This is a genomic window from Micromonospora sp. NBRC 110037 (assembly GCF_001652995.1).
GTDB lineage: Bacteria > Actinomycetota > Actinomycetes > Mycobacteriales > Micromonosporaceae > Micromonospora > Micromonospora chalcea.
In genome coordinates, this window is record NZ_BBVA01000005.1 from 355,931 (window position 1) to 368,040 (window position 12,110).

Here is a 12,110-nt window from a genome sequence, read left to right on the forward strand (position 1 = left end):
CACGTCCCGTCGGTCTCAGGCGCCGGTGGACAGCTCGGACCGGTCGGCGCCGGGCTGCGCCGGTACGGCGGCGACCTGCTCGCCGGGGGACCGGCGCACGTCGACCACCTGGCCGGTCAGTTCGGAGATCAGCACGTCCAGGGACGCCTGCGCGACCGCCTCGGAGGAGAGCAGCGTGTGCTCCGGCTCCTCGCCGAACGCCCGCGTCCGCATCGGGGTGGCGGTGCGCTCCGGGTTGACGCAGTTGACCCGTACGCCGAACTCGGCCCACTCGTCGGCGAGCGCCTGGGTGAGGTTGACCAGCGCTGCCTTGGTGGCCGAGTAGAGCGCGTAGCGGGCCCGGCCCCGGGTGTACGAGCTGGACGTGTAGAGCAGCAGCTGGCCCTTGGTCTGCTGCAGGTACGGCAGCGACTGGCGCGCGATGGTGACCGGGCCGACGAAGTTGACGTGCAGGAGACGGTCCATCGTCTCGGAGTCCATCTCGGCGAGCGCGCCCTTCTCCAGGATGCCGGCGGTGACCACCACGTGGTCGATCCGGCCGGTGGCCTCGAACGCGGTCTTCAGCGCGGCGGTGACGTCCTCGGCGCGCTCGACGTGGGTGCCGGTGGTGGAGCGGCTGAACGGGAAGACCTGCGCGCCGTAGCCGCGGGCCAGCTCGGCGAGGTCGTGGCCGATGCCGTAGCTGCCGCCGAAGACCACGATGGTCCGGCCGGTCAGCTCCTCGGCGTAGCCGCGGTGGGTCAGCCGGGGCGCCTGGGCGGCGGCGAGCTGGAACAGCTTGTCGGCCAGGTGCACGTCGACCGGGTGGGTGACCTTGATGTTCTCGTCCGAGCCGTCGATCACCTTGATCGGCGTGCCGGGCAGGTAGCGCAGCACCACGCCGCAGTCGTCGGTGGCGGCGAAGTCGGGGTCGCCCTCGGCGCGGCGGTACGCCTCGCGGATGGTGCCGGAGCGGAACGCCTGCGGGGTCTGGCCGCGGCGCAGCCGGGAGCGGACCGGGATGTCGGTGATGCAGTCGTCCGCGTCGACCTGGATGATCGTGTCGGCGGACGGGATGGCCACGTCGACGGCCGAGTACGTCCAGAGCGCGTTCACGCACTCGCGCACGATCCGGGCGCTGACCAGCGGGCGTACCGCGTCGTGGAAGAGGATGTTGACGTCGCCCTCGCCGACCGCGTCGAGCGCGATCCGGGTGGTGTCGTTGCGGGTCTCGCCGCCCTCGATCACCTTGGTGACCTTGCGGAAGCCGGCGTCGGCGACGATGCGCCGCGCGTCGTCGACGTGACCGGTGGCCATCAGCACGATGATCTCGTCGATCTCCGGCGCGGCCTCGAAGACGGCCAGGGTGTGCTCGATGATCGGCTTACCGGCGATCTTGAGGAGCTGCTTCGGGATGCCCAGCCCGAGGCGCGTGCCGGTCCCCCCGGCGAGGATCACGGCCACCGTACGCGCGGGTCGCCAGGGTGCCGGGCTCGCCGGCGCGGCGTCCGGTGCGGTGGTGTGGTCCTGCGTCATTGCCGTACCTCACTCTGGGTGAAAGGGGATGGATCCGAAAACCTTAACGCGGACGGCGGAGCGCACCGATCCGGGCGATCCCGGGACCGGTGCGCTCCGGCGGGCTACTTCTGGCCCTCGTACGCGTCGCAGACCTCCTTGGTGGGGCCGTCCATCCTCAGGACGCCGCCCTCCAGCCAGATGGTCCGCTCGCAGGTGTCCCGGATCGAGCCGATGGAGTGGCTGACCAGGAACACGGTGCCGGCGCTGTCGCGCAGCTCGCGGACCCGCTGTTCGCTGCGGACCCGGAACTTGCGGTCACCGGTGGCCAGCGCCTCGTCGATGAGCAGCACGTCGTGCTTCTTCGCCGACGAGATGGCGAAGCGCAGCCGGGCGCCCATGCCGGAGGAGTACGTGCGCATCGGCAGCGAGGCGAAGTCGCCGCGCTCGTTGATGCCGGAGAACTCGATGATCTCCGGGGCGATCTTCTTGACCTGATCCGGTTGCATGCCCATGGCGAGGCAGCCGAGCACCACGTTGCGCTCGCCGGACAGGTCGTTGAGCAGCGCGGCGTTGACGCCCAGCAGGGACGGCTGGCCCTGGGTGTAGACCGCGCCGCGGGCCGGCGGGAGCAGCCCGGCGATGGCCCGCAGCAGCGTCGACTTGCCGGAGCCGTTGCTGCCGATCAGGCCGATCGCCTCACCCTGGTACGCGGTGAAGCTCACGCCCTTGACCGCGTGCACCTCGCGGATGTTCGGCGCCTTGGTGCGCGAGACGATCCGCTTGAGCGCGGAGACCGGTGTGGTGCCGCCGCTCGCGCCCTTGTGGATCCGATAGATCACGTGCACGTCGTCCACCACGACTGTGGGCACGCGACCCGAGTCGATCACGGGACCGGCGTTCAGCGGCAGGGTCTGCTCAGCCACGGCCGTACTCCTTCTCTCCGCGCCAGAAGTAGACGAACCCGCCGATGCCCATGACGACCGCCCAGAACAGGCCCAGCGCCCAGAGCTTCGGCGGCGAGCTGACCAGATCGGGCTGGTGGGAGTTGAGCAGCGAGAAGCGGGCCAGCTCGATGAAGACCAGCGGCGGGTTCCACTCCAGGAGGCTCGCGGCCCAGTGCGGCAGGTGCTGGCGGAACAGCGCCACCGGGTAGAGCACGCCGGAGGCGTACAGCCAGGTGCGCATCACGAACGGCATGATCTGCTTGAGGTCGGTGATCTTGGAGCCGATCCGGGCCATGATCATGGTGAGGCCGATGTTGAAGACCGTCTGGAGCAGCAGCGTCGGGGCGAGCAGCAGCCAGCGCCAGGTCACCGGCTCGCCGGTGAACAGCACGATCGCGCCCAGCACCACCATCGACATGAGCAGCTGCTGGAGCTGCACCAGCGTGACCGTGATCGGCAGCGCGGCCCGGGGGAACTGGAGCGCCCGGATCAGGCCCAGGTTGCCGGTGATCGCGCTGGTGCCGTTCGACACCGCGGTCTGGGTGAACATGAAGATGAACACGCCGGTGCACAGGTACGCGATGAAGTTCGACACGTTCCGGTTCTGCGACAGGATCACGCCGAAGATCAGGAAGTAGACCGCCGCGTTGGTGAGCGGTGTCAGCACCTGCCAGAGCTGCCCGAGCTGGGTGTTGCTCAGCGAGGACGCGACCTTCGCCCGCGAGTACGCGGTCATGAAGTGCCGGTACGCCCACAACCGGCGGGTGTACTCGCCCAGTGGTGGTCGTTCCCCGGCGACCCGCAACCCGTACCGCCGGGCCAGTTCGGCCCGGCTCAGTCCGGATTCGGGGTCGGCCACCGCGGTGTTGGCCATGATCAGGCGCTCCGATCTTTCGTGCTGATGGGGAGCAGTGCGGTGAACAGATCCAGCGTGGCCCGGCGGGGAGGAGCCGCCTCGCTGCTGCATGGAAGGTAGTCCACCGAACGTCGGGACGCAACCGTACCGTCGTTGCGCTACATTGTTCCACGTGACGACCGAGAAGAGGCGTGCCCCGGCCGGCGCGGCGGTGCTGCGCGGGGAGATCACCAGCGCCATCCGTACCGCCGTGATGCAGGAGTTGGCCGAGGTCGGCTACGGTCGCCTCTCCATCGAGGCGGTGGCCCGCCGGGCCGGTGTGAGCAAGACCGCCATCTACCGCCGCTGGCGGTCCAAGCTCGACCTGGTGCTGGACATGGTCTCCGCCGTGGCGGGCCGCAACATCCCGCTGCTGGACACCGGCAGCCTGCTCGGTGACCTGGAGATCCTGCTGCACGTGATGGCGCGTGCGCTGCGTCACCGGCTGGCCGCGCAGATCATCCCGGACCTGCTGGCCGAGGCGGCCCGCAACCCGCAGATCGCGGAGAAGCTGCAGGCCGCCCTGGACGACTACCAGCAGGCGGTGGGGCGGATCCTGATCGGCCGGGCGGTCGAGCGCGGCGAGCTGTCCCCGGACACCGACCGGCGCGCCGCCGTCGATCTCATCGTGGGGCCGGTGTACTGGCGGATGGCGATCTCCCGGGCCCCGCTGGAGCCCGCCGAGGTGCCCCGGATGGCGGCCGCGATCGTCGCCGCCCTGCGGGTAGCATGCGTGGGGCCTGTGCGCGACGAGGTGGAAGTCTGACCCGGGTCGCCCCCGGAGGGCCGTCGTCGATCATGAACAGAACGTCACATCCAGTCGGACAATCAGCGCGACCCGATTGTTTTCCTGACAGAGCGGTAGCATCCCCCGAAATGTCTCCCATGAACCACGTGTCGACAGGAGGAAGCCCCATGGCCGGGCCGCATCCAGAGTTCATTCCCCCCGCACGGCCGATCATCGGCGAGGCCGAGATCGAGGCGGCCGTCCGGGTGCTGCGGAGCGGCCGGGTCGTGCAGGGCCCCGAGGTCGCGGCGTTCGAGGAGGAGTTCGGCGACCTGGTCGGCGGCCGGCACTGCGTCGCCGTCAACTCCGGCACCTCCGCGCTGCAGCTGACGCTGATGGCGCTCGGCTTCGGCCCGGGCGACGAGATCATCGTGCCCTCGTTCTCCTTCGCCGCGAGCGCCAACGCGGTGCGGCTGGTCGGCGCCGAGCCGGTCTTCGTGGACATCGAGCCGGGCAGCTTCTGCGTCGACCCGGAGGCGGTCGCCGCCGCCGTCACGCCGAAGACCGTCGCGATCATGCCGGTACACCTCTACGGCCACCCGGCCGCGATGGACCGGATCATGACGATCGCGCAGCAGCACGGCCTCGCCGTGGTCGAGGACGCCGCGCAGGCGCACGGCGCCGAGCTGAACGGCACCCCGGTCGGCGCGTTCGGCACCGCCGGCTGCTTCAGCTTCTACCCGACGAAGAACATGCACGCCCTGGAGGGCGGCATGATCAGCACCGCCGACGCCGAGCTGGCCCGTACCCTGCGGCTGCTGCGCAACCAGGGCATGGAGCAGCGGTACGCCAACGAGATCGTCGGCGCCAACATGCGGATGACGGACGTGGCCGCCGCCATCGGCCGGGTGCAGCTCACCCAGCTCGGCGAGTGGACCGAGCAGCGCCGCGCCAACGCCAAGTTCCTCGACTCGGCGATCACCGGCATGGTCACCCCGCCGGTCGCCGACGGTGCCCGGCACGTCTACCACCAGTACACCGTGCGCGTCACCGGCAACCGGGACGCCGCCCAGGCCCGCCTCACCGAGCTGGGCATCGGCAACGCGGTCTACTACCCGACTCCGATCCACCGGCTCAAGCCGTACCTCGTGGACGGCAAGCCGGGCGCGTGGGACCTGCCGGAGACCGAGCGGGCCGCCGCCGAGGTCGTCTCGCTGCCGGTGCACCCGTCGCTGAGCCAGGCCGACCTGGAGCGGATCGCCGAGGGCGCGAACCTGGCCGGTGGTGCCCGGTGAGCGCGAGGAGTGAGTCGGGTTTGCGAGCCCCGCAGTCGCGAACGAAGGACAGCTCAGTGAGTGAAGGTCGCAAGCTGCGCGCCGGTCTGATCGGCCTCGGCGCCATGGGGCGCAACCACGCCCGGGTGCTGTCCAACCTCGACGGCGTCGAGCTGGTCGGCGTAGTCGACCCGGCCGGCGACGTGACCGGGACGCTGCGCGCGCCCGTCGTACCCGAGCTGAGCGACCTGCTCGCCCTCGGCGTCGACTACGCGGTGGTGGCCTGCCCGACGGCGCTGCACGAGCCGATCGGCATGGAGCTGGCCGCCAACGGCGTCTGTGCGCTGATCGAGAAGCCCCTCGCGCAGTCCGTCGACGCGGCGACCCGGCTGGTCGAGGCGTTCGAGGCCGCCGGCCTGGTCGCCGGCGTCGGCCACATCGAGCGCTACAACCCGGCGCTGCAGAGCCTGCGCACCCGCCTGGAGGCCGGGGAGCTGGGCGAGGTGTTCCAGGTCGTCACCCGGCGCCAGGGCCCGTTCCCGCACCGGATCGCCGACGTCGGCGTGGTGATGGACCTGGCCACCCACGACATCGACCTCACCGCGTGGGTGACCGGCCAGGAGTACACCTCGGTCTCCGCCCGCACGGTCTCGCGCAGCGGCCGGCTGCACGAGGACATGGTCGCCGTCGTCGGCCAGCTCGCCGACGGCACCATGGTCAACCACCTGGTCAACTGGCTGAGCCCGCTCAAGGAGCGGTCCACCGTCGTCACCGGCGACAAGGGTTGCTTCGTGGCCGACACGCTCACCGCCGACCTCACCTTCTACGCCAACGCCGCCATCGACACCGAGTGGGAGGCGCTGCGCGCGTTCCGCGGCGTGGCCGAGGGCGACATGGTCCGTTACGCCATCCCGAAGCGGGAGCCGCTGCTGGTCGAGCACGAGCGGTTCCGCGACGCGGTGGAGGGCAAGCAGAGCGACATCGTCACCCTGCGGCAGGGCCTGCGTACCGTCCAGGTCGCCGCCGCCCTGCTGGAGTCCGCGTCCGACGGCCGTACCGTGGCCGTGGGCCCGGCCGCCGCCGACCGGGACGGGCGCGGCCTGCAGCCGACCCCGGCCTGACACCGGCCCGGCCGGGCGTCACCGACGCCCGGCCGGCCCGGTCAGTCGATCCCCAGCAGACGGTCGAAGCACGCCGCGTTCACCGACCAGTCCCAGGTGGCCGAGGCGTGCTTGGCCGCGGCCTCGCCGGCGGCCCGCCAGACCTGCTCGTCCGCGGTGACCGCACGGACGCGGGCGGCGGCCTCGGCCGGCGTCGCGACCACCCAGTCGGCCGGGAAGACGGTACGCGCGCCGTGTTCCCCGCCGGCGAAGAACGGCCAGTCCCGCACCACCGGCACCGCCCCGCTCGCGGCGCCCTCCACCACGGCACAGTGGAAGCTCTCCCGCACCGAGCTGCTGAGCACCACGCCGATGCCGGTCAGCACACCCGGCACGTCGTCGGTGTGGCCGAGCCGGGTCACCGCGCCGGAGGGCGCCAGCTCGGCCAGCTCCGTCTCCAGCGCCGCCGCGTAGTCGCGCGCCGCCCGGCTCATCCCGGTGTCGATGCTCCCGCCGACCAGCAGCAGGCGGTACCGCTCGTCGGCGGCGCGCAGCAGCCGCAGCACCTCGATCGCCCACCGCGGGTCCTTGGCGACCGCGCTGGTGCCCACCAGGCCGAGCGTGAACCGGGCCGCGGAGTCCTTCGGCCGCGCGAACGGCGCCAGGTCCATCGCGTTGCACAACACGTGGGTACGCGGCGCGTGCGCGCCGGTGAGCCCGGGCGCCACCCGGAGCGTGAAGTCACGCAGGTGCTCGGAGACGAAGACCACGTCGTCCACCCGGCTGAAGTCGATCAGGTTCGGCCACCTGCCGAACGCCTCGTAGCTGTGCAGCCGGACCACCACCCGGGTGTCGCCGGGGTCGACCAGGCCGACCATCACAGCGGTCGCCACGGCCCAGTCGACGAACACCGTGTCGGCCCAGTCCAGGTGCGGGCGCAGCCAGGCCTCGACCTGCCTGCCGTACTCGGTGTCGCGCAGCAGCGCCTCGGCGGTCATGCGCCTGGACTGCCGGATCAGCGGCCCGGCCACCGGGTCGTCGTCCAGCCGCACGTAACGCAGCTCCACATCGGGGTGGGCGGCGTAGCGCTCCCGGATCGCCTGCACGAAGTGCGCGCTTCCGTTGAGCAGCAGCAGCACCCGTTGCGGCCGGTCCGTCGGCGGCGGCGCGGCCGGCTGCCGGCGGCCGCGCGGCGTCAGCAGCGCCCGACCCACGGCGCTGCCGTGCAGCGGCGCGAGGAACGCCGCCGGATCGTCCGCCAGCGGCGAGTCGAGCTGGTCGAAGTGGATCACCCGGTGGAACTGGGTGTGCAGCACCCGGTGCAGCCGCCGGGCCGCCGCCTCGCCGTCACCCCGGGCGTACGCCCGGTCCGCCTCGGCCAGGTCGGCCTCGACGGCGGCAGTCAGGTGGGCCGGGGTGCGTCCCTCGGCGATCTCGTCGGCGGCCTCCTGCGCGAGCAGGTCGGCACGGGCGGCCGGGCCCACGCCACCGGCCACCGCGACCAGCGCGGCCCGGGACTCCGCCGCCGGCCAGCCGGCCCGGACCATGCCGGCGCGCAGGCGGCGGGCCAGCGACGACCGCGCGCCGGCCGGCAGCAGCGGCGCGGCCGCCAGGCCGTGGATCAGACGGGCCGCCGCGCGGTGACGCACCACCCGGGGAGCGGTGACGCGACGGAGCACGCCGGCTGCGAGCTTGCTGCCCATCTGGGCTGGGTCCTTCCGATCGCGGAGGCTGGCGCCGCAACGCCGACCCGCGTGGTCGGCGAGCGCGGTTCGTGCATGTTAACGTGGCGCGGTCCCTACTTGCGGCGAGGAAGGTTCGGGTGCCGGCAACTTCAGCACGGGACGTCGTCGTCCTCACGCCCTGGTTCCCGACCCGCGAACTGCCCTTCCGCGGCTCGTTCGTCCAGGCGATGGTCGACGCGACCGCACCGGTTTCCGACCGGATGACCGTCTATCACTGCGACGCCTGGGTGGCCGCCCTCGATCCGGCGGCTGAGCGCCGGGTCAAGGACGCCCACCGCGTCCTGCTCGGCCACGCCCGGCACCGCACCCCGACCGTCGGCGGCGCCGACCTGGTCTACGTCCCGGTGCCGGTGCCCCGCGGGCTGGGGCACGCGGAGATCGCCGACCGGCACGACGAGGCGCTGCGCGCGGCCCTCGGCGGCCGTCCGCTCACCGCACCGGTCGTGCACGCCCACGTCGGGCTGCCCAGCGGCTGGGCGGCGATCCGCAACGCCGGCCCGGACACCCGGGTCTACGTGACCGAGCACGCCAGCTTCCTGGACAAGGTGCTCGAGACCGCCCGCGGCCGGGAGATGTACGACGAGGTGCTCGACCGGTGCGCCGGTTTCCTCGCCGTGGGCGAGGGCGTCCGGGCCCCGCTGGTCGAGGCGTTCCCGCACCACGCGGACCGGATCGGCGCGATCGCCAACCCGATCTCCTTCGACCGGCCCCGCCCGACGCCGATCACCGCGCTGCGCCGGTGGCTGTTCGTCGGCGCGCTCTCCGAGCTCAAAGGCGTACCGCTGCTGCTGGAGGCGTTCGCGCGGTGCCGGCAGGACGACCCGGCACTGACGCTGACGCTGGTGGGGGAGGGCGCGCTGCTGGCGAGCCTGACCGCCCGGGCGGCCGAGCTCGGGGTGGCCGACGCGGTCACGTTCACCGGGGCGGTCCCGCCCGAGCGGGCGCTGGAGCTGATGCGGGAGCACGACCTGCTGGTGCACCCGAGCCGCCGCGAGACGTTCGGGGTGGCGGTCATCGAGGCGATCGCGGCCGGGCTGCCCGTCCTGGTCACCCGCTGCGGCGGTCCGGAGCGGACGCTGGCCGGCATCGAGGACGCCGCCGGTCAGATGATCGACGTGACAGACGACCCGGAGACGATCGTCGCCGGATACCGGCGGCTGCGGTCCCGGTTCCCCGACGACCTCGAACCGGCCCACGCCCGTAAGGCGCTCGCCGACCGGTACGGCTACGCCGCCGTCGCCGAGACGCACCGCCGCCTGTGGTTCTCCGACGAGGCCGACCCGGCGGTCTGACGCCGGGCGCCGCAGCTGATGGAGTGAGATGCACGTCCTTTTCCTGTCCGTCGGGTCGGTCCGGCGGCGCGCGGTCGTGGAGGAGTCCCGCCAGGTGATCGCCGACGGGGGCGCCGCCACCGTGGTGGTCGACAAGATGGGCCCCTGGAGTCGTGAGACGTTCGCCACCGGCGTGCGGGTGATCGACCTGGCCGCCCTGCAACGTCGGCTGCCGGCCGACCGGGTCGAACAGGCGGCGCTGTACAAGGCGCCCCGCAAGCTGCTGCGGACCATCGGCCGCGGTCCGCTGCGGAAGGTGTCGAAGCGGGCCGAGCGGGCGTTCCAGCGGCGCCTCGCCGACCCGGCGCACCGGGCGTTCGTGCGGATGCGCGGCGACCAGCGTGACCGGCTTCTCGCCCGGGCCTGCGCGCGTCCCACGGTGGATGTGCTCGTCGTCACCGATCCGGTGGCGATGCCGTACGCGGTGCGCCTGCTGGAGCGCCGACGCGGTCACGCGAGCCCGAGAGTCTGCTTCAGTTACGACTACTCTGGAGTGGCGACCGATGGCCAGAACCGACCCGACCCGGATTCCGCCCAGGGGGACAATCCATGACGCGCCCGACGCGCCGACCGCGCATCCTGTACCTGTCCTTCTACTTTCCGCCGTCGCGGGCCAGCGGCGTGTACCGGGCCCGGGCCACCGCGAACTACCTGGCCGAGCACGGTTGGGACGTGACCGCCTTCGCGTCGCCGCTGTCGTTCCTGCACCGCGTGATCGGCTCGGTCGACGAGCAGCTGGCCGAGACCGTGCACCCGTCGGTCCAGGTGGAGCGGCCCAACATCAGCCACTTCGCCTGGGAACGTGACCTGCACGCCTACGGCCGGTTCCGGGGCATGTCGCCGATCCTGGCCCGCAACCTCTACAACTTCGGGTTGAAGAAGTTCTTCCCCGAGCACTACCTGTCCTGGGCGCTGGCGTCGGTGCGCAAGGCGCTGCGGATGCACGCCCGGCGGCGCTTCGACGTGGTGCTCGCGACCGGCAACCCGTTCGCCTCGTTCGCCGCCGCCTGGATGATCCACAAGGCCACCGGCGTGCCGTTCGCCGTCGACTACCGCGACGCCTGGACGCTCAACATGTTCACCGAGGAGCCGGGGTACGAGCCGGGCCACCCCGCCTGGCGCTGGGAGCGCCGGATCCTGCGCGACGCCTCCGCCTCGATCTTCGTCAACCAGCCGCTGCTGGCCTGGTACGCCGACCGCTACCCGAACGCCGCGGACCGGATGATGGTGGTCCCCAACGGCTGGGACCCGGATCTGCTGACCCAGCTCGACGCGCCCACGCCGCCGTCCGAGTCGGACCGTGACCGCCCGCTGCGCTTCTCCTTCCTCGGCACCATGAACAGCACCCAGCCGGTGGAGCAGATGGCCGAGGCGTTCCAGATCGCCCGGCGGCATCCCGACCTGGCCGACGCGGAGCTGAACATCCACGGTCACCTCGGCTACTTCAAGCAGGGTAAGACCGACCTCATCGCGCGGCTCGGCCTGGTCGAGGGCGAGCAGGGGCACGCGCTGCCCGAGTACGGCATCCACTACCGGGGCCCGGTCTCCAAGACCGAGGTCGGCAAGGTCTACCAGGACAGCGACGTGCTGGTCTTCCTGGCCGGCGGCGCGCGGTACGTCACCTCCGGGAAGATCTTCGAGTACATGGCGAGCGGCAGCCCGATCGTCTCGGTGCACGCGCCCGGCATCGCCGCGCAGGACGTGCTGGCCGGCTATCCCCTCTGGTTCAACCCGGAGAGCCTCGACGTGCACGACATCGCCGAGTCGATGATCGCCGCCGGCAAGGCGGCCCGGGACATGTCGGCGAAGCAGCGTGCCGAGGCGCGCGCGCACGCCGACACGTTCACCCGGCAGGCGGTCACGGCGCCGCTGGAGGCCAGGCTGCGCTCGATGGTGCGGCGCAAGATCGAGGCGGGAAGGATCGCATCGTGACGTTCGACGACGCAGCCGGCAACCAGCCGCCCACCGCGGGCGCGTCCCGCACGCCGCGGGCGCTGCTGCTGGCGTTCAACCACAAACCGCACGAGAAGGTCGTGGCGCTGGCCGAGCGGCTCCTCGACGAGGGCGCCCGGCTGGACGTGGTGGTCCTCAGCGACACCAACTGGGCGGACCTGGCCGGCCGGCCCAACGTGCGGCTGTTCACCCTCGGCGCCGCCGAGAAGCGGCATCCGCTGCTGCGTACCGAACGGATCGTGGTCACCAGCGGGCCCCGGCGGGTGGCACGCGGGCTGAGCCGGCTGGCCGGCGGCGGCACGGCGAGCGGCCTCAGCCGGCGGCAGGAGCGCCTGAGCCGGGCGTTCCACAAGCGAGTGTTCATGAAGGCCTACTCGAACGTGCGCCCGCTGGTGCTGTCCCGGCTGGCCGACAAGCGGCTGTCCGAACTGGACCTGGAGCGCGACCCGGTCGACCTGATCGTGGCCTCCGACGCGCTGTCCATCACGCTCGGCTGGCGGCTGGCCCGCCGCTTCCCGAACGTGGTCGCCACCACCTCGCTCGACCCGCCCCCGTTGGCGCAGCTCACCGCGGCGGCCTGACGCCGCCTGCCGCACCACGTGAAGCGGCCCGCCGGCACCGTCGATCGCGACGGCGCCCGGCGG

At 72.3% G+C, this 12,110-nt stretch carries 11 protein-coding genes; 7 read left to right on the plus strand and 4 right to left on the minus strand.

The window, feature by feature from the left end; translation table 11 throughout:
• Positions 1 to 15 precede the first annotated feature (15 nt).
• The 3 genes from A4R25_RS17905 to A4R25_RS17915 all read right to left on the minus strand — a co-directional run bounded on the left by A4R25_RS17905 (position 16) and on the right by A4R25_RS17915 (position 3,315).
• Positions 16 to 1,515, minus strand: a complete 1,500-nt coding sequence (locus A4R25_RS17905; RefSeq protein WP_043325117.1) for a bifunctional cytidylyltransferase/SDR family oxidoreductase — start codon at positions 1,513 to 1,515, stop codon at positions 16 to 18.
• Positions 1,516 to 1,619: 104 nt separating this feature from the next.
• Positions 1,620 to 2,420, minus strand: a complete 801-nt coding sequence (locus tag A4R25_RS17910; RefSeq protein WP_030499725.1) for an ABC transporter ATP-binding protein — start codon at positions 2,418 to 2,420, stop codon at positions 1,620 to 1,622.
• Positions 2,413 to 3,315, minus strand: coding sequence for an ABC transporter permease (locus tag A4R25_RS17915; protein ID WP_043325116.1), 903 nt, complete (start codon positions 3,313 to 3,315; stop codon positions 2,413 to 2,415). The genes A4R25_RS17910 and A4R25_RS17915 overlap by 8 nt, the downstream gene beginning before the upstream one ends.
• Before the next feature lie 154 nt (positions 3,316 to 3,469).
• On the opposite strand from A4R25_RS17915, the gene A4R25_RS17920 reads away from it, so the two are divergent.
• The 3 genes from A4R25_RS17920 to A4R25_RS17930 all read left to right on the plus strand — a co-directional run bounded on the left by A4R25_RS17920 (position 3,470) and on the right by A4R25_RS17930 (position 6,458).
• Positions 3,470 to 4,102 (plus strand): TetR/AcrR family transcriptional regulator, encoded by a 633-nt coding sequence (locus A4R25_RS17920; protein ID WP_043325115.1) that lies wholly within the window; start codon positions 3,470 to 3,472, stop codon positions 4,100 to 4,102.
• A gap of 149 nt (positions 4,103 to 4,251) precedes the next feature.
• Positions 4,252 to 5,358, plus strand: a complete 1,107-nt coding sequence (locus A4R25_RS17925) for a DegT/DnrJ/EryC1/StrS aminotransferase family protein (protein WP_043325114.1) — start codon at positions 4,252 to 4,254, stop codon at positions 5,356 to 5,358.
• A 56-nt stretch (positions 5,359 to 5,414) separates the two neighbouring features.
• The gene (locus A4R25_RS17930; RefSeq protein WP_043325113.1) at positions 5,415 to 6,458 is read left to right on the plus strand and encodes a Gfo/Idh/MocA family protein; all 1,044 of its coding nucleotides are present in this window, start codon (positions 5,415 to 5,417) and stop codon (positions 6,456 to 6,458) included.
• 41 nt (positions 6,459 to 6,499) lie between these two features.
• Here A4R25_RS17930 and A4R25_RS17935 read toward each other — a convergent pair whose 3' ends face one another.
• Positions 6,500 to 8,140: a glycosyltransferase gene (locus A4R25_RS17935; RefSeq protein ID WP_064447475.1), complete on the minus strand. Its 1,641-nt coding sequence runs from the start codon at positions 8,138 to 8,140 to the stop codon at positions 6,500 to 6,502.
• A gap of 119 nt (positions 8,141 to 8,259) precedes the next feature.
• Between A4R25_RS17935 and A4R25_RS17940 the strand changes: the two genes are divergently transcribed.
• From A4R25_RS17940 to A4R25_RS17955, 4 genes are read left to right on the plus strand one after another with little or no spacing between them, the layout of a single operon-like run.
• Positions 8,260 to 9,474 (plus strand): glycosyltransferase, encoded by a 1,215-nt coding sequence (locus tag A4R25_RS17940; protein ID WP_223201138.1) that lies wholly within the window; start codon positions 8,260 to 8,262, stop codon positions 9,472 to 9,474.
• A gap of 28 nt (positions 9,475 to 9,502) precedes the next feature.
• Positions 9,503 to 10,066, plus strand: a complete 564-nt coding sequence (locus A4R25_RS17945) for a hypothetical protein (RefSeq protein WP_051611092.1) — start codon at positions 9,503 to 9,505, stop codon at positions 10,064 to 10,066.
• Positions 10,063 to 11,445 carry a glycosyltransferase gene (locus A4R25_RS17950; protein ID WP_030499733.1) on the plus strand — a complete coding sequence of 461 codons (1,383 nt, stop codon included), beginning with the start codon at positions 10,063 to 10,065 and terminating at the stop codon, positions 11,443 to 11,445. Before A4R25_RS17945 ends, A4R25_RS17950 begins: the two co-directional genes overlap by 4 nt.
• Positions 11,442 to 12,047, plus strand: a complete 606-nt coding sequence (locus A4R25_RS17955) for a hypothetical protein (RefSeq protein WP_064447476.1) — start codon at positions 11,442 to 11,444, stop codon at positions 12,045 to 12,047. The genes A4R25_RS17950 and A4R25_RS17955 overlap by 4 nt, the downstream gene beginning before the upstream one ends.
• The last annotated feature ends 63 nt before the right edge of the window (positions 12,048 to 12,110 follow it).